Source organism: Rhodoferax sp. ZS1R8 (assembly GCF_056521325.1).
In genome coordinates this window covers 940,291-957,966 of the sequence record NZ_JBWMBA010000002.1, presented here as the reverse complement: position 1 = coordinate 957,966, position 17,676 = coordinate 940,291, and the positions used below count along the sequence as shown (strand labels likewise).

The 17,676-nt window shown below is 60.2% G+C and carries 17 protein-coding genes and 1 tRNA gene; 8 read left to right on the top strand and 10 right to left on the bottom strand.

Going from position 1 to position 17,676, the window contains the following annotated elements:
* The 8 genes from AC097P_RS10435 to AC097P_RS10400 form a co-directional block, all read right to left on the bottom strand.
* On the bottom strand, window positions 1-360 hold the full coding sequence (locus AC097P_RS10435) for an NADH-quinone oxidoreductase subunit A (RefSeq protein WP_479610325.1): 360 nt from the start codon (window positions 358-360) through the stop codon (window positions 1-3).
* A 62-nt stretch (window positions 361-422) separates the two neighbouring features.
* A tRNA-Leu gene (locus AC097P_RS10430) sits at window positions 423-507 on the bottom strand.
* A gap of 129 nt (window positions 508-636) precedes the next feature.
* On the bottom strand, window positions 637-993 hold the full coding sequence (gene secG, locus AC097P_RS10425; RefSeq protein ID WP_479610324.1) for a preprotein translocase subunit SecG: 357 nt from the start codon (window positions 991-993) through the stop codon (window positions 637-639).
* A gap of 45 nt (window positions 994-1,038) precedes the next feature.
* A complete protein-coding gene (gene tpiA, locus AC097P_RS10420; protein ID WP_479610323.1) occupies window positions 1,039-1,782 on the bottom strand; it encodes a triose-phosphate isomerase in 744 nt (247 codons plus the stop codon).
* Window positions 1,779-2,798 (bottom strand): NAD(P)H-quinone oxidoreductase, encoded by a 1,020-nt coding sequence (locus AC097P_RS10415; protein WP_479610322.1) that lies wholly within the window; start codon window positions 2,796-2,798, stop codon window positions 1,779-1,781. The genes tpiA and AC097P_RS10415 overlap by 4 nt, the downstream gene beginning before the upstream one ends.
* Window positions 2,799-2,867: 69 nt before the next feature.
* Window positions 2,868-4,985: a polyribonucleotide nucleotidyltransferase gene (gene pnp / locus AC097P_RS10410; protein ID WP_479610321.1), complete on the bottom strand. Its 2,118-nt coding sequence runs from the start codon at window positions 4,983-4,985 to the stop codon at window positions 2,868-2,870.
* A 241-nt stretch (window positions 4,986-5,226) separates the two neighbouring features.
* Window positions 5,227-5,493: a 30S ribosomal protein S15 gene (gene rpsO, locus AC097P_RS10405; protein WP_209395240.1), complete on the bottom strand. Its 267-nt coding sequence runs from the start codon at window positions 5,491-5,493 to the stop codon at window positions 5,227-5,229.
* A 183-nt stretch (window positions 5,494-5,676) separates the two neighbouring features.
* Entirely contained in the window at window positions 5,677-6,981 is a 1,305-nt protein-coding gene (locus tag AC097P_RS10400) for a branched-chain amino acid ABC transporter substrate-binding protein (protein ID WP_479610320.1), read from the bottom strand.
* 94 nt (window positions 6,982-7,075) lie between these two features.
* On the opposite strand from AC097P_RS10400, the gene AC097P_RS10395 reads away from it, so the two are divergent.
* Entirely contained in the window at window positions 7,076-7,456 is a 381-nt protein-coding gene (locus AC097P_RS10395) for an Hsp20/alpha crystallin family protein (RefSeq protein ID WP_479610319.1), read from the top strand.
* Window positions 7,457-7,463: 7 nt separating this feature from the next.
* Here the strand turns inward: AC097P_RS10395 and tsaD are convergent, their stop codons facing one another.
* Entirely contained in the window at window positions 7,464-8,585 is a 1,122-nt protein-coding gene (gene tsaD / locus AC097P_RS10390) for a tRNA (adenosine(37)-N6)-threonylcarbamoyltransferase complex transferase subunit TsaD (RefSeq protein WP_479610318.1), read from the bottom strand.
* A gap of 54 nt (window positions 8,586-8,639) precedes the next feature.
* Here tsaD and AC097P_RS10385 point away from each other — a divergent pair, with 54 nt between their 5' ends.
* Both AC097P_RS10385 and AC097P_RS10380 read left to right on the top strand, forming a co-directional pair.
* Window positions 8,640-9,401 carry a GNAT family N-acetyltransferase gene (locus AC097P_RS10385; RefSeq protein ID WP_479610317.1) on the top strand — a complete coding sequence of 254 codons (762 nt, stop codon included), beginning with the start codon at window positions 8,640-8,642 and terminating at the stop codon, window positions 9,399-9,401.
* A gap of 29 nt (window positions 9,402-9,430) precedes the next feature.
* Entirely contained in the window at window positions 9,431-10,078 is a 648-nt protein-coding gene (locus AC097P_RS10380) for an ANTAR domain-containing response regulator (protein ID WP_479610316.1), read from the top strand.
* Here AC097P_RS10380 and AC097P_RS10375 read toward each other — a convergent pair.
* Entirely contained in the window at window positions 10,075-10,452 is a 378-nt protein-coding gene (locus AC097P_RS10375) for a helix-turn-helix domain-containing protein (RefSeq protein ID WP_479610315.1), read from the bottom strand. The genes AC097P_RS10380 and AC097P_RS10375 overlap by 4 nt on opposite strands.
* 335 nt (window positions 10,453-10,787) lie before the next feature.
* Between AC097P_RS10375 and AC097P_RS10370 the strand changes: the two genes are divergently transcribed.
* Genes AC097P_RS10370 through AC097P_RS10350 form a run of 5 tightly spaced genes read left to right on the top strand, consistent with a single transcriptional unit; the run spans window position 10,788 to window position 17,647 of the window.
* Window positions 10,788-12,032 (top strand): CmpA/NrtA family ABC transporter substrate-binding protein, encoded by a 1,245-nt coding sequence (locus AC097P_RS10370; RefSeq protein WP_479610314.1) that lies wholly within the window; start codon window positions 10,788-10,790, stop codon window positions 12,030-12,032.
* A 10-nt stretch (window positions 12,033-12,042) separates the two neighbouring features.
* Entirely contained in the window at window positions 12,043-12,993 is a 951-nt protein-coding gene (ntrB, locus tag AC097P_RS10365) for a nitrate ABC transporter permease (RefSeq protein ID WP_479610313.1), read from the top strand.
* Window positions 12,990-13,820 (top strand): ABC transporter ATP-binding protein, encoded by an 831-nt coding sequence (locus AC097P_RS10360; protein ID WP_479610312.1) that lies wholly within the window; start codon window positions 12,990-12,992, stop codon window positions 13,818-13,820. Before ntrB ends, AC097P_RS10360 begins: the two co-directional genes overlap by 4 nt.
* Window positions 13,821-13,861: 41 nt before the next feature.
* Window positions 13,862-16,375 (top strand): sensor domain-containing protein, encoded by a 2,514-nt coding sequence (locus AC097P_RS10355; RefSeq protein WP_479610311.1) that lies wholly within the window; start codon window positions 13,862-13,864, stop codon window positions 16,373-16,375.
* A gap of 57 nt (window positions 16,376-16,432) precedes the next feature.
* Complete coding sequence (locus AC097P_RS10350; protein WP_479610310.1) at window positions 16,433-17,647, top strand: nitrate/nitrite transporter; 1,215 nt, start codon at window positions 16,433-16,435, stop codon at window positions 17,645-17,647.
* The last annotated feature ends 29 nt before the right edge of the window (window positions 17,648-17,676 follow it).

The following is a 17,676-nucleotide window of genomic DNA, read 5'->3' as shown; positions in this document are numbered from 1 at the left end:
TTACTCCCAGTCAAGGGCACCCTTCTTCCACATGTACACAAAGCCGATGGTCAGCACGCCAACGAACTCGACACCGATCAAGAAGCCGAACAAACCCAATTCTTTGAGCGCAACAGCCCAAGGAAACAAAAACGCAGTCTCCAAGTCGAACAGGATGAACAGAATCGCGATCAGGTAATAGCGAACGTCAAACTTCATGCGTGCGTCTTCAAACGCTTCGAAGCCACATTCGTACGGGGAGTTTTTTGCCTGGTCCGGCTTGTTGGGGCCTAGGATGTAGCCGATGGCCTGCGGTGCAACACCGATGCCGATACCAACCAAGATGAACAAGAGTGCAGGAAGATATTGATCGAGGTTCATCTTGTGCTTTTCTTATCACCGCTTCAGACCTGGCTAGATTGCCAGCAGGTCATATACCAATTTGGTGCCGTCGGCGAGACTCGAACTCGCACAGCTCTCGCCACTACCCCCTCAAGATAGCGTGTCTACCAATTTCACCACGACGGCGGCTTTTATATGCGTCTGCGTTGCATGAGGAACCCGGAGGTATTTCGCTTTTCAGACAAGCATAGAGTTTACCCTGAATTTACCCCTCGCCCCTTGGGGGCAAGGCAATTAAAACAGGGATACAAGGCTTTACTTGGCGGGAATCTGCCCAACGCCCGAGGCTGCAACCGCGGGGGCAGGGGCCGCCTGCTCAGCAGCGGGTGCCACTACTGCAGTGCTTTCCAGAACGCTGCTGGACGTGGCCGTGCGCAGGTTGCCGAAATAAGCCAGCGCCAATGTGCAAACAAAGAAAATCGTAGCGGTTACCGCGGTCGCGCGGGACAGGAAATTGGCACTGCCGCTGGCGCCAAACAGGCTTCCCGAACCGCCACTGCCGAAAGCCGCACCCATGTCAGCGCCCTTGCCATGTTGCACCAGTATCAGTCCGATCATGGACAGGGCTGCCAACATTTGAACCGTCAAAATAATTGTCAAAACAACGTTCATTCTCTACTCCTAAAAACGGGAAATTCGCTGTGGGCGCTGAACTACTCAGCGCGCCGCAGCAATGATGGTTAAAAAATCTGCGGCTTTGAGGGACGCGCCCCCGACCAGTCCGCCGTCAATGTCCTGCTGAGACAGCAATTGCGCCGCGTTGGCTGCGTTCATGCTGCCGCCGTACAAAATCAGTACCCGATCAGAGTGCTCGGTTGCTGCATGCAACTGCGCACGCAAAACCGCATGCACCTGCTGCGCCTCTTCCGGGCTCGCAGTCTTGCCGGTACCGATAGCCCATACGGGCTCATAAGCGACGACGATTTCACTGATGCAATGCCCGTTGGTATGGATCACCGCCGCCAACTGGCGTTTGACCACTTCTTCGGTACGCCCTGCTTCACGCTCTGCCAGCGTCTCACCCACGCAAACGATGGGCGTGATGCCGGCCGCCAGAGCACGCTGGGCCTTGGTCGCAACCACCGCGTCGGTTTCGCCGTGGTACTGGCGGCGCTCCGAATGACCCACCAGGCAATAACGGGTTGCGAATTCGCGCAACATGCCGGCAGACACTTCGCCGGTGAAGGCACCCGATTCGTGCTGAGACACGTCTTGCGCGCCCAAATCGATACGGGTCCCCGCCACCAGCAACTGCACTTGGCCCAAATACGGTGCTGGCACACAAACCGCGATCTGGCACTGGGCATTCGCAGCACCCGCCGCCAGCGCCGACACCAGGGCCGCGTTGGACTGCGAAGAGCCGTTCATCTTCCAGTTACCTGCAATCAGCTGTTTTTTCATGCTGCACCCCAAGTTAAAACAATCTTGCCAACATGTTGGTTGGATTCCATCAGCGCATGGGCCCTTGACGCACCACTGCCGCTGGCATGGTCAGCATCCACCGCCGGGAACACACTGTGCACCACCGATTTGACGCGTCCTGCAGCCAACAAAGGCCACACCTTTTGCAAACAAGCCTTGGCAATGGCGGCCTTGAAAGCAACCGGACGCGCACGCAAGGTCGAACCGGTGATGGTCAAGCGCTTGCGCATGACCAAGGCCGCATTGAACTCTGCCTGCACACCGCCTTGCACGGCGATGATGACCAGACGACCATCCTCCGCCAGGCACTGCACTTCCTTGGCGACATAACTGCCAGCAACCATGTCCAGCACCACATCGACGCCACGACCATCGGTCAGGCGCAAAGCCTCGGCCTGAAAGTCCTGCGTCTTGTAATTGATGGCGTGGTCAGCACCCAAGGCCAGGCACGCAGCGCGTTTTTCATCGCTACCAGCCGTGGCAATCACTTTGGCACCCAAGGCCTTGGCGATCTGGATGGCCGTGACGCCTATGCCGCTGGTACCGCCCTGCACCAGCAGGGTTTCACCGCTTTGCAAACCGCCACGGTCAAACACGTTGCTCCATACGGTGAAGAATGTCTCGGGCAGCGAAGCCGCCTCGACATCGCTCAAGCCCTGCGGAACCGGCAGGCATTGGCCGATGGGCGCCACGCAATACTCTGCGTAACCGCCACCCGCCACCAATGCGCACACGCTATCGCCCACGTTCAGCCCGGCTTGCGCCATGGCCTGTACGTCACCGCTTTCGATGACGCCCGCAACTTCCAGCCCCGGGATATCCGAAGCACCGGCAGGCGCCGGGTACATGCCTACGCGCTGCAACACGTCTGGCCGGTTGATGCCGCTCGCCCGCACGCGTACCAGCACCTCGCCCGCGCCGGCAACCGGCAGGGGGCGGTCACCCAAACGCAGAACGTCCGGGCCGCCAAAGGAGGAAATTTCGATAACTTTCATAGCTATTTCAACCGATAGCCCTCGCCCAGCGAGCGTAAGCAGCTATCGAATTGCTAGCAAATTGATGTATCAACCTTGGTCTGAGGATTGGGCCGGACGGTCCATCAAAGCTTTCATCGACAGCTTGATACGACCCTTCTCGTCCGTTTCCATGACCTTTACCTTGATGATCTGGCCTTCGGTCAGGTAGTCGGACACCTTCTCGACACGTTCGTGTGCGATCTGGCTGATGTGCAACAGGCCGTCCTTGCCGGGCAGCAGGTTGACCAATGCACCGAAGTCCAAAATCTTGGTGATGGGGCCTTCGTAGACCTTGCCGATTTCGACTTCGGCGGTGATCTGCTCGATGCGGCGTTTGGCTTCTTCGGCCTTCGCTGGATCGGCGGATGCGATGGTGATGGTGCCGTCTTCGTCGATGTTGATCTGGGTGCCGGTTTCTTCGGTCAGCGCACGGATCACGGAGCCACCCTTGCCGATCACGTCGCGGATCTTCTCGGGGTTGATCCTCATCGTGAACAGGCGCGGCGCAAAATTGGACACTTCGGTCTTGGCTTCCGACATCGCCTCTTGCATCTTGCCCAGGATGTGCATGCGCGCTTCTTTGGCCTGGGCCAAAGCGACTTGCATGATTTCCTTGGTGATACCTTGGATCTTGATGTCCATCTGCAGTGCGGTAATACCGTTGGTGGTACCTGCAACCTTGAAGTCCATATCGCCCAGGTGGTCTTCGTCACCCAAGATGTCGGTCAACACCGCGAAGCGGTTGTCTTCCTTGATCAGACCCATGGCGATACCTGCCACGTGAGCTTTCATCGGCACGCCGGCGTCCATCAACGACAGGCAGCCGCCGCAGACCGAGGCCATGCTTGAGGAGCCATTGGATTCAGTGATTTCGGACACGACACGCATGGTGTAAGGGAAGTCTTCCTTGCTTGGCAACACTGCAACCAGTGCGCGCTTGGCCAGACGACCATGGCCGATTTCGCGGCGCTTGGGCGTGCCCACACGACCGGTTTCGCCAGTGGCGAACGGAGGCATGTTGTAGTGCATCATGAAACGGTCTTCGTAATCGCCGCTCAAAGCGTCGATACGTTGTGCATCACGCTCGGTACCGAGCGTAGTGACAACCAAAGCCTGAGTTTCGCCACGCGTGAACAGGGCCGAACCGTGGGTACGGGGCAGCACGCTGTTGCGGATTTCGATAGCGCGCACAGTGCGTGTATCACGACCGTCGATACGGGGCTCACCAGCCAGAATCTGGCCGCGAACAATCTTGGCTTCGATTTCAAACAGGAGGCCTTCGATGGCGACGTTGTCAAACGCAGCGCCGTCGGCCTTCAATGCAGCCATGACTTCGGAGTAAGCGGCGCGGCAGGCTTGTGTACGGGCTTGCTTGTTGCGAATTTGGTAAGCGGCTTCCAGCTTGGCTTTGGCCAGGCCGTCGATCTTGGCGATCAGGGCTTCGTCCTTGGCAGGCGTCTTCCAATCCCACACCGGCTTACCAGCTTCGCGCACCAACTCGTGGATGGCGTTGATGGCGATATTGCCTTGCGCGTGGCCGTAAACGATACCACCGAGCATGATCTCTTCGGACAGCTGTTGGGCTTCGGACTCGACCATCAGCACAGCGGCTTCAGTACCGGCCACAACCAGATCCATGATGGAATCTTTGCGCGCGGTCTGGCCAGGGTTCAATACGTATTCGCCATTGACGTAACCCACGCGGGCTGCGCCGATGGGGCCGTTGAACGGCACGCCAGAGATGGACAGAGCAGCGCTCACGGCAATCATGGCAGCGATGTCGGCATCGACTTCAGGGTTCAACGACACGGTGTGGATAACCACGTGCACTTCGTTGAAGAAACCTTCGGGGAACAGTGGGCGGATCGGACGGTCGATCAGGCGGCTGGTCAGGGTTTCAAATTCGCTAGGGCGGCCTTCGCGCTTGAAGAAGCTCCCGGGGATCTTGCCAGCGGCGTAAGACTTTTCCAGGTAATCAACGGTCAGGGGGAAAAAATCCTGGCCGGGCTTGCCTTCGGTCTTGGCAACGACGGTGGCCAAAACGACGGTACCGTCCATGTCCAACAGCACGGCGCCAGTGGATTGCCGCGCGATTTCGCCGGTTTCCATCGTGACGGTGTGTTGACCCCATTGGAAGGTCTTGGTGACTTTGTTGAAAATGCTCATTGTTTTATCTCCTGATAGTGCGGGAACCCGCTGGCAGGTAAAGGCCACCTGCCAAGCCCGGAGGCAACAACGCAGAACACGATGCCATTCCAGAGAAACTCAAACTGCGGTTGAAAGAACCGCCAATTTCCGTGGAATGACACAGCTTCGCCCTGTTTTTGCCGTCTCCGAAGTAAAAAACGCCTGAGCTAGTGAACTAACTCAGGCGTCTGTCATTTGGTGCAGCGCTAATGTACGCAGCTTACTTACGCAGACCCAACTTGGCGATCAGAGCAACATAGCGGTCGTGGTCTACGCGGTTCAGGTAGGCCAACAGGCTCTTACGAGTGTTCACCATGCGAACCAGGCCGCGGCGACCGTGGTGGTCCTTGGCGTGGGTCTTGAAGTGGGGCATGAGTTCGTTGATGCGGGCGGTCAGCAATGCAACTTGCACTTCTGGGCTGCCGGTATCGGATGGGCTGCGAGCGTTGTCTTTGACAACAGCGGCTTTGATGCTGGATGCGATCATGTCGATTTTCCTGTCATGTCGGGACCCATGCTGGCCATTGATTAGCCGCGGGTCCCTGGTTTCTGAACTTGCGCCAGGTGCTGGAACTGCTCCTGGCGTGCGCCTTGCCGAATACAAAGCCTGTCGATTATAGCCCGGTTGGCGGTATTGTGTACAAACACCCTCCCACCACGCCCTTCTGCTCTACGGGCGCTGCATTTTGCAGCTGGTTGGCAACTCGGCTGCTTCGGGTGCAAGGGTCTTGATCACCCGAAAGCCGTAGCCCGAGCCTTCCACGTCAAATTTGACGCCCGGCGTGCCTTGGCGGTCCATGACCCCCACCACCAGTGGTTGCTGGAATTGGTGGTCAGCAGCGCGCATGCTGCCGGCCTGCCCGGCTAAGTTGACCTTGGTTTTCTCCAACTGCGCGGCTACTGCTGCAATGTCCAGGCCAGCCTGTTTGCCGGCAGCGGACTCGATGGACTGCGCCAACGCCTCGATCATCAACTGCATGCGCATGTGCACATAGTCGTCTGCCGCCAATGGGTAGCGCGTGCGAAACGACTTGTAAAAAGCCTCGCTGCCCGCCGTCTGCACATTGGGCAGCCAGTCAGCAACTGCTACGACCTTGCCGATACCCGCATCGCCAATGGCAGCCTGTGCACCCAACGCATTACCGTAAAAGGTGTAGAACTTGCCCTCAAAGCCCACCTCCTTGGCGGCCTTGATCAGCAGTGTCAGGTCATTGCCCCAGTTGCCGGTGATGACCGCACCAGCGCCGCTGGCCTTGATCTTGTTGGCATAGGGCAGGAAGTCTTTGACGCGCGCCATGGGGTGCAACTCTTCACCGACGACGGCCACATCTGGCCGCAGCACAGCCAATTGGCGCCGCGCCTCGCGCAGAACCGATTGGCCAAAGCTGTAGTCCTGCCCGATCAGGTACACGCCCTTGAGCGCCTTGTCGTCCTTGATAACGTCCATCAGCGCGGCCATGCGCATGTCGGCATGGGCATCGAAACGGAAGTGCCAGAAGCTGCACTTTTCGTTGGTGAGCACCGGGTCCACTGCGGAGTAGTTCAGGAATAGCATGCGGCGCGCGGGGTCGCGTTCATTGTGCTTGTTGACCGCATCGATCAGCGCCGCTGCATTGGCCGAAGAATTGCCCTGCAACACGATGCGTGCGCCGTTGTCGATGGCTGAGCGCAGTACCGACAAAGCCTCTTCGTTCTGCCCCTTGCTGTCGTAGCGCTCCAGCACCAACATCTGGTTGCCGCCGGCGGACGCGGGCAACTTCACACCACCGCGTGCATTGACACGCTCAACCGCCCAAGCCAGGTTGCGAAAAACAGCCTCCCCCGCATTGGCGTTGGGGCCGCTCAGGGCTTCGACCATGGCCAGCTTGATGGCCGGTGCTGCGGGGGATTGCGCTAGTGCGCTACTGACGGCAAACGGCAAAATAGATAACGCCGTCGATACCGTTTTCAAGACCCAACGGTGAAGAATAAACATGTGATTTTTTTCTTGAAAAATAGAAGACGAGTCGCAGCTTAGATTCATGCGGCGATCGCTGTGAGAGCCGCGCAGTGTACTAGGAGTACCCACCATGTTTTTCGCGACTACCGCCCATCCTCACCTGCACCGCCAAGCCTATGCCAACAATGGTCGTGCACTGGAGCGCTTCATGGAGCAAGCCTTGCACACCAGTGCGAACAAAGCTGTCAGCTATACCCAGGATGAAACCAGCTTCACGCTGACCCTGGACATGCCCGGCATTGCCAAGGACCAGTTGAGCATTTCCGTCGAAGGCGCCATCGTCCGTATGGCCAGCAAGGAAGGAGCCGCGCGCCGCTACAGCGCCGCCTATGAGCTGCCACTGGAGATTGACACCGCAACCAGCGAAGCCAAGCTCGAAAACGGCGTCTTGACCCTGAAACTGGTCAAGAAGCTTCCCGTCAGCAACGCTGCCGAACTGACCATTCTGTAAGCCCTTTCTAAAGGCTATCCAGCGGCCAACGCGGCTTGACATCAAACGCGTAGGTCCTGGTAGCCTGCTGCAAACCGCTTTGTAGGCGCATCGCAGCGGCCATGGCAATCATGGCGCCGTTGTCGGTACACAAATGCAGTTCCGGATAGTGCACGCGCACATTGCGTTTGGCGCACGCCGCATTGAGGTGTTCTCGCAAGCTGCGGTTAGCACCTACACCGCCAGCCACCACCAGGCGTTGCAATCCGGTCTGCTTCAACGCGGCTATCGACTTCTTCAACAGTACCTCCACAATAGCTGCCTGCGTGGAGGCCGCCAAATCGCTGCGTTGCTGCACCCCTAGCGCATCAAAACCTTCAGTGCTTCCGCCATTGGGTTGCACAGTCGGCGCGGGCAGTCCGGCCGCCAATGCGGCCTGCGCAGCCACCATGCGCTGCGCTTGCACCAGCACCGCAGTCTTCAACCCTGCGAACGAAAAATCCAGATCACCGCTGTGCAGCAAAGGCCGCGGCAATTTGTAGGCCGCAGGGTCGCCCTGCTCTGCCATGCGCGCCAGCGCCGGCCCGCCGGGGTAACCCAGGCCCATTAGCTTGGCGGATTTGTCAAAGGCTTCACCGGCTGCATCGTCAATCGTCTCTCCCAACAACGCGTAGCGCCCTACCCCATCCACCCGCATCAACTGGGTATGCCCGCCGGACACCAACAAGGCTACAAACGGAAACTGCGGTGGATCGGCACTCAAAAATGGCGACAGCAAATGCCCCTCCAGGTGGTGCACACCCAACACTGGCCTCTCCAGTGCCGCACCCAACGCGCAGGCCACACCGGCCCCCACCAACAGCGCACCCGCCAGACCCGGCCCGCGGGTATAGGCCACGATGTCTACGTCGGCCAATGAACGACCACTGCCCTCCAACACCTCCTGTGTCAGCGGCAACACGCGGCGGATATGGTCGCGGCTGGCCAGCTCGGGCACCACACCGCCAAAGGCCTGGTGCATGTCGATTTGGCTGTAAAGGGCATGGCTCAACAAAACGGGCACACCCTCAGTGCGCGCCTGCACCAGTGCCACGCCGGTTTCATCACACGATGATTCGATACCCAACACCAGAAAATTTTCATCAGCCATACCCCCAGAGTTTAGGCCCTCATCAGCCGCACCCGCAGCGTGCAAAATATGCCCATGTCCACCTTTTCACTCCCGCTATCCGACCGCGACATTGCGCAACTTGAGCGCGCAACCCTGGACGCAGTGGCCCCACCAACGGTTGTGGAAATAAAGAATTGGCTGCTGCCCCTCGATAACTCCACCATAGGTCGCGCCAAGAGCGCCGTGCCGCTACGCCATCACGGCTTGGATACGGCGCACATTGCCAACATCGAAGCCCTGTACGCCGATCGAGGCCTGCAGGCAGCCTTTCGCGTCGCCGATGTAACGGGCCTGGACAACATCCACGCCGAACTGCGCCACCGCGGCTACCGTGCCGAGCAGCCCACGCTGGTGCAAGTGGGCACGGTGCAGCAGATGCGCAGCATCTGCCACGCCGCGCCCGCCTATGTCAGCCCCACGCCCACTCCGGCTTGGTCTGCGGTCTACCTCGGCGACGGCTTTGACCCGGTCGACGGCGCGCACCGCGTACAGGCGCTTAGCCGCAGTCGCTATGGTATTTACGCCAGTGTGCAAGAGGCCGGCCAACCGGTCGCTGCAGGCACAGCATCACTCAGTCAGGGCTGGGCCAGCATCCACGGTATGCGCACCGCCGCGAATAGCCGTGGCCGTGGCCTGGCCGCCCGCGTGCTTGGCGGTCTTGCCGATACAGCGACACAAAAAGGCCTGACGCGCGTATTTCTGCAGGTGGAAGAAGGAAACGGCGCAGCACTGGCGCTGTACCGGCGCGCCGGTTTCACGACCGCATGGCGATACCACTACTGGCGCAAACCTTAGGTTGGCGCGGATATTGCGTGGAGAGCGCCATGCAAGAAGCCCTTCGCATCGTCGTTATTGCCCCGGACTTGGTCATCGCTGACCCTGGCGACACCCAGGCGCTAGATCAGGCCGAGCGCTCACGCAGCCTGCGCATTGGGTTGCTCGAGAGTGGCTTCAATCTGATTGCTGTGTTGCCGGCAGACACTTTTTTGCACGAGCGCCTGGCCCAGTTGCAGCCCGACATCATCATCCTGGATGCCGAAAGTGAGGCACGTGATGCACTGGAGCACGTGGTCATGGCTACGCGAGACGCCCGCCGCCCGATCGTGATGTTTACCAATGACAGCGACACATCCAATGCGCGCGCTGCTGTGGCGGCCGGTGTATCAGCCTACATCGTTGCGGGCTTGTCGCCCGAGCGCATACGTCCGATTCTGGATGTGGCCATGGCCCGCTTTGAGCAAGACCAAGCCTTGCGTGCCGAGCTGGCCGATGCAAAGACCGAGGTGCAAGACCTGAACACTGAGCTGAAGAACCGGCGCATCATCGACCGCGCCAAGGGCCTGCTGATGCAGCGCCAGGGCCTTAGCGAACAGGCCGCTTATGAAAAGCTGCGCAAGTCCGCAATGGACAAGGGGCTGAAAGTAGTGGACGTGTCCCAGCGCATGCTCGACGCGATGGATTTGTTGGGCTAGCCCAAATTCATCGCCCGAGCCAGCGCAAACACGCTGTTGACGCACAGCCTGGGCATGGCATCCGCTGGCTTGCCGCGCGACACCGCACAGTCCCGCCCATACTGCGTGATCGCATAGTGCGCACAGGTCACGTAGCGGCCTGGTCCCAGTGCGGCGGTGGACCGTGTGGCCTCTACAGCGCCCAACACTTCCAGCCGCGCCAGCCGGTTGCGCGTGGAGATCTCGGGTGCACTAACGTCATGCGCCAGTTCCCGTATCGTCAGCGCCTTGTTTTGCGCGGCCAGGTGGCGCAGTATTTCCAGCGACTCGGGCCACTGCTCAACGGGCACCTTGCGGTTGGTGTGGGGCCGGATGGTTTCGATCTTGGAGGTCATGGATTTGTTTTCGGCAGGTTGCGGGCATTTCTTGAGGCCTGCACTGCTTTGGGCGTTTGCTGCGCACAAGCTTGGTGCTGGTTGCACCCCACCCGGTGGCTAGCTTGCCGATCTGGCCTCAGAGCTTAAAAATATCTGGCACGCTCATTGCGTATACCCCTACGAGACCAAGGATGGTCATAGACAAGCGGAGCCCAACGTCGGGCACCGCGCGTCAACCCCGGACAAAGGCGTCCCCACCGGTACGCGGCTTTTCAACAAGCTGCGTGCCGTGTGAGGACGCCTTTTTTCGTTCCTGAACGCCAACTTTTTATTACTGATGAAAGCTGCTTGCTATGACTGACTTCCTGCACAACCACCTCAGCCGCCGCAAAGTGCTGCAATCCGCCGCGCTAGGCGCCGTTGGCATATCGCCCGCACTGCGCTCTGTGGTCTACGCCGCCGGGTCGGACGCGCCAGAGAAAACTGAGGTCAAGATCGGTTTTATCCCGCTGACCGATTGCGCCAGCGTGGTCATGGCCTCCGTGCTGGGCTTCGACAAGAAATACGGCGTCAAGATCATCCCCAGCAAAGAAGCCAGCTGGGCCGGCGTGCGCGACAAGCTGGTCAACGGCGAGCTGGACTTTGCCCACGCGCTGTACGGCCTGATCTACGGCGTGCACCTTGGCATCAGCGGCCCCAAGAAAGACATGGCCGTGCTGATGACGTTGAACCACAACGGCCAGGCCATCACACTGTCCAAAAAACTCGCCGACAAGGGTGCCGTGGACGGACCCGGCCTGGCCAAGTTGATGGCTTCTGAAAAGCGCGAGTACACCTTTGCGCAGACCTTTCCCACGGGCACCCACGCCATGTGGCTGTACTACTGGCTGGCGGCAAATGGCATTGACCCGCTGAAAGACGCCAAGGTCATCACCGTGCCACCACCGCAGATGGTGGCCAATATGCGCGTCGGCAATATGGACGGCTACTGCGTGGGTGAGCCGTGGAACCACCGCGCCATCATCGACGGCATCGGCATCACCGCCACGACGACGCAAGACATTTGGAAAGACCATCCCGAAAAAGTGCTGGGCACCACCGGCGAGTTCGTGAAGAAGTACCCCAACACTGCCCGCGCCGTGACGGCCGCCATTATCGAAGCCGGCCAGTGGATAGACGCTAGCCTGTCCAACAAGAACAAGATGGCCGAGACGATTGCCGACAAGAGCTATGTGAACACCAGCGTGGACGCGATCAACCAGCGCATTTTGGGCCGTTACCAGAACGGCCTGGGCAAGACCTGGGACGACCCCAACCACATGAAGTTCTTCAACGACGGCGCGGTGACCTTCCCCTACCTGTCCGACGGCATGTGGTTCCTGACCCAGCACAAGCGCTGGGGCTTGCTGAAGGACCACCCCGACTACCTGGCGGTCGCCAAACAGGTCAACCAGATCGACATCTACAAGCAGGCCGCTACCGCTGCTAAGGCGCCGATTCCAAAGGACGCAATGCGCTCAGCCAAGTTCATGGACGGCATAGTTTGGGATGGCAAGGACCCCAAGAAATACGCCGACGGTTTCAAGATCAAAGCTTAAGGAGATCACCATGGTCAGCGCAGTTTTCCACTCCCCCCTCGCCGCAGCCAGCGAAAATATTGCTATCAAAAAAGAAGCTGCTCACGCGCATTCCACGAGGGCTAGCGGCCTAAAAGACTTAGAGGTTCCAGCTGCGGACGCTCCAGCAGCAACCCGCACTGCCACCCGCGCCCCGTGGGACTGGCGCGCCACGCTGATGGCCGTGCTGCCACCTGTCATGGGCCTGGGCTTGCTCGTGGGCATCTGGGCGCTGGTCAGCATCGGCACGGCCAGCAGCATCCCCAGCCCGTGGGAAACGTGGAAACAGGCCGTGGTGCTGTTCAGCGATCCCTTCTACCGCAAGGGCCCCAACGACCAGGGCGTGGGCTGGAACGTGCTGATGTCGCTGGAGCGCGTGGCGCTGGGCTTTGGTCTGGCCGCGGCGGTGGGCATCCCTGCCGGTTTTGCGATTGGCCGCTTTGAATTTTTGGGCCGCATGTTCAACCCGCTGATCAGCCTGCTGCGCCCGGTGTCGCCGCTGGCCTGGTTGCCGATTGGCCTCTTGGTGTTCAAGGGTGCCAACCCCGCCGCCATCTGGACCATCTTCATCTGCTCGATCTGGCCCATGGTCATCAACACGGCGGTGGGCGTGCAGCGCGTGCCGCAAGACTACATGAACGTGGCGCGTGTGTTAAACCTGTCGGAGTGGAAGATTGTCACCAAGATTCTGTTCCCCGCCGTGCTGCCCTACATGCTGACCGGTGTGCGCCTGGCCGTGGGCACCGCGTGGCTGGTCATCGTGGCGGCCGAGATGCTGACCGGTGGCGTGGGCATTGGCTTCTGGGTGTGGGACGAGTGGAACAACCTGAACGTCAAGAACATCATCATCGCGATCTTTGTGATCGGCATCGTCGGCCTGGTCCTGGAATACGCGCTGATCAAGATCGCTACGGCATTTACGTTTGAAGAGGTGAAGTCATGAGCAGCCTGAAATACATCGAGATCCAGAACGTCGCCCAGACCTTCAAAACCAAGAAGGGCCTGTTCCCCGCGCTGCGCAACATCAACCTGACTGTTGCCAAGGGCGAATTTGTGACGCTGATCGGCCACAGCGGCTGCGGCAAGTCCACACTGCTGAACCTGATTGCCGGACTCACCATGCCGACCGAGGGCGCGCTGTTGTGCGCCAACCGCGAGATCGCCGGCCCCGGCCCCGAGCGCGCGGTCGTGTTCCAGAACCATTCGCTGTTGCCATGGCTTACCTGCTTTGAGAACGTCTACCTGGGCGTGGAACGCGTGTTTGGCGCGGGCTCCAAAAACGCAGGAGCCCCATCCGAGAACAAGGCCCAGTTAATGGCCCGCACTGATGCCGCACTGGCCATGGTGGGCCTGACCCCTGCCGCGCAAAAACGCCCCGGCGAGATCAGTGGCGGCATGAAGCAGCGCGTGGGCATTGCACGGGCGCTGGCCATGGAACCCAAAGTCCTGCTGATGGACGAACCCTTTGGCGCGCTGGACGCACTGACCCGCGCCAAGCTGCAGGACGAGTTGCTGGAGATTGTTGCCCGCACACAAAGTACGGTGGTGATGGTGACGCACGACGTGGACGAGGCCGTGCTGCTGTCCGACAAGATCGTCATGCTGACCAACGGCCCGGCCGCCACCATTGGCGATGTGCTCAGCGTGGAGCTGGCGCGCCCGCGCAACCGCGTGGCGCTGGCCGACAGCGCCCAGTACCTGGGTTACCGCAAAGCGGTCATAGACTTCCTGTACACCCGCCAGGGCCACGTCGAAAAGACTGCTGCCTGAGCCACCGACACGTACATCGGGAGACGCCATAATGCCCAGCTATGGAAAACACCCTGGCTGGGCAACCGACGACAAACACGCATAAACATGCGCGTTGGGACCTGATCCTGCGCGGCATGGATGCGGCGCCATGGGACTGGGATCTGGGCACGGGAGAGGTCTACTTCTCCCCCAATTGGTGGCATATGCTGGGGTATGTAGATTCCGAATTGCCTGCAACTTCCAAGTTGATGGCGAGCGTGTTCCACCCGGAGGACGCCACGGCCATAGACCACAGCTTCACCACCGCTTTGCAGGGCACGGGAAGCATCTGGCAGATTGAATGTCGGCTACGCCACAAGCGGGGCCACTACGTGCCGGTGGATTTGCGCGCGCACATCCAACGTGGCCCGCAAGGTGAGCCATTGCGGCTATCGGGCAGCAACACCGAATTGACTGAACGCAAACGCGTAGAGGCAGAGCTGCAGGACAGTGAGGCCCGCTACCGCGCACTTGTGGAATGGTCGCCCATCGGCATTGGCATCCACCAGAATGGGCTGGTGGTATATGCCAACCCGGCGGCCATTTCCATCCTGGGCGCCAGGGACGAAGCTGAGCTGGTGGGCCTGCCCATGATGGACATGGTGGACCCGCGCTACCGCGGCATGGTGGCCGACCGCGTCGCCAAAAGCTTGGCCACCGGCAGACCGATGCCCGTGCAAGTGGAGAAATTTATACGACGCGATGGCCGCGGCATCGACGTAGAAATCCAGGCATCGCCCATCACGCACAACGGCATGCCCGCGATACAGGTCAATTTTGTGGATGTGACCGAGCGCGAAAAAACCGAGACTACGCTGCGCGAAAGCGAAGCGCGGTTCAGGGCGCTGACCGAGCTGTCATCCGACTGGTATTGGGAGCAGGACGAGAACTTCCGGTTCACCGTGCTGGGCGGCAAGGTCTACCACAGCACCGGGCTCACCATGGACCAGCACCTGGGCAAGACCCGCTGGGAGATCCCCTGCCTCAACATGAGCGAGGCCGATTGGGACGCCCACCGCAAGTCCTTGAACGCCCACGAGTCTTTTAGGGATCTGGAAATCCGCCGCCCGAATACCGGTGACAAGGCGCATTGGGCCAGCGTCAGCGGGTCACCCATGTTCGATGCCGACGGGCGATTCCGTGGCTACCACGGTATAGGGCGCGACATCTCGCAGCAAAAGCAGACCGGCGAAGAGATCCACCGCCTGGCGTTTTACGACGCGCTGACCGGTCTGCCAAACCGCCGCCTGCTGCTGGAGCAACTGAAGCGCGCATTGCACACCAACGCCCGCCACCACCGCCGCGGCGCCCTGCTCTTCATCGACCTGGACAACTTCAAGACACTGAACGACACACTGGGCCACGATGTGGGCGACCTGCTGCTGCAACAGGTGGGCCAGCGCCTGTCGGGCTGCGTGCGCGAGGCCGACACCGTGGCACGCCTGGGTGGTGATGAATTTGTGCTGGTGTTGGAAGACCTAGAACCTGAATCACACGCTGCCGCCATGCAGGCCGACAGCGTAGGCAAGAAGATTCTGTCCACACTGAACCAACCCTACGACCTGGCCGGACGCGAACACCACAGCTCGCCCAGCATGGGCATCACGCTGTTTGATGCGCACAGCAACAGCGTCGAAGATCTGCTCAAACAGGCCGACCTGGCGATGTACCAGGCCAAGGCCGCGGGCCGCAACACGCTGCGCTTCTTTGACGTCAGCATGCAGACTGATCTGGAGAGCTGGGTGGCCATGGAGTTTGACCTGCGCGATGGCCTGCAGGGCGGTGAAGAACTGGTGCTGTATTTCCAACCCACCGTAGGCGCCCAGGGCCAGATCACCGGCGCCGAGGCCCTGGTGCGCTGGCTGCAGCCCACCCGGGGCCTGGTCATGCCCGAAAACTTCATCGCACTGGCGGAGTCCACCGGACTCATCGTGCCGCTGGGCCGCTGGGTCATGAACATGGCCTGCGAGCAACTGGCGACCTGGGCCCAGTCGCCGGAGACTGCCCACCTGAGCCTGGCGGTGAACGTCAGCGCGCGCGAGTTGCGTGAACCCGGCTTTGTGCCTGGCGTACTGAGGTTTCTAGAGCTCTGGAAGGTGCCACCCAACCTGTTGCGCATAGAGCTCACCGAGAGCGTGCTCGCACACCGCGCGGACGACACCATCGGCAAGATGAACGAGCTCAAGTCCCACGGCGTGGGCTTCTCGCTGGACGACTTTGGGACGGGTTACTCATCACTGAGCTACCTGAAGCAACTGCCGCTGGACCTGCTGAAGATCGACCGATCCTTTGTGCAGGACGTGCTGCACGACGCCAATGACGCCGCCATCGCGCGCACCATTGTGGCGCTAGGCACCACTTTGGGCCTGTCCGTGGTGGCCGAGGGTGTAGAGACCCAGGCGCAGCGCGACTTCTTGGCCAGCATAGGCTGCTTCGCCTACCAGGGCTTTTTGTTTGGCAATCCGGTCCCTATCGAGCAGTTCAGCCGCTACCTCCCACTACAGGGCGCCAGTACGCACCAATCCGAGAGCTAGCTGGCACGGGTTTCGCTTTGGTGCATGGGTTAAACCCATTTTTAGGAACTGTGCACCATGTCGGGATTTCGTAGCTTTCTGAACAGCGGTCATGCGCCCACGCTGTTTGCATCCTTCCTGTACTTTGCGTTCTCCTGTTGCATCTGGGTGCTCAATGGCGCGATGGCGCCCTTTATTTCCGAGACCTTCAACTTGAGCCCCGCGCAAAAGGGCCTGATGCTGTCCATACCCATCATCGCTGGCGCGCTGATGCGTTTTCCACTGGGCATCTTGTCGCAGTACATAGGCCGCAAGAAGGCCACGCTGGTCGAGATGGGCATGATCATGGTGGCCATGCTGTTTGGCTTCTTCTTCGTCAAAACCTTTAACGACCTGCTGGCCATGGGCGTGCTGCTGGGGATCGCCGGAGCCAGCTTTGGTGTAGCGCTCTCGTTGGGTTCGGGTTCGTTCCCGGCGCGCCACAAGGGACTGGCCATGGGTCTGGTAGGCGCGGGCAACGTGGGCACGGCCGTCTCGGTGCTGATCGCACCACCGCTGGCCCAGGCCTTTGGCTGGGTCACGGTGTACGGCATCGCAGCAGTTGCCATCACCATACCCATGGTCGTGATGGTCATCTTTGCCAAGGAGCCGGACGACCGCGATGCGCACGCATCCTTCAAGGAACACATCGCCTGCCTGTTCGAGAAAGACGGCTGGGCCTTCAGCCTGATCTATGCCGTGACCTTTGGCGGCTTCATCGGCCTGGCCACCTTCTTGCCCACCTACTACTACGACCAGTTCGGCGTTAGCAAGGTCCAGGCCGGCCAACTGACGATGCTGGCCGCCTTCATGGGTGCGGCCGTGCGCGTGCTGGGCGGCTGGATATCGGATCGCTGGGGCGGCGTCAACACGCTGAACGTGGTGTTGTGCACGGTGGCCGCCACGCTGGTGCTGTGCGGTTTGTCCACCGGCTCGCTGGCCGTGACGACGCTGCTGGTGATCGTTTGTTTTGCCGCGCTAGGTGCTGGCAACGGCGCGGTCTTCCAACTGGTGCCGCTGCGCTGGCCCTTGGCCACCGCTGTAGCTGGCTCCATGATCGGCGAGATCGGCGCGCTGGGCGGCGGATTGGTACCCAATGCGATGGGCCTGTCCAAGCAATATATGGGCAGCTATTCGGGCGGCTTCTTCTTGTTTGCCGTGCTGGCGGTGGTCATGCTGGCGATGCTGCGGGTGATGCAGATTCGGTGGACGCGGACGTGGGCCGAGAAGGGTGGCAGGGCGAGAACTGCTTGAAATATAGATAGCTACATAATTTGTAGCAA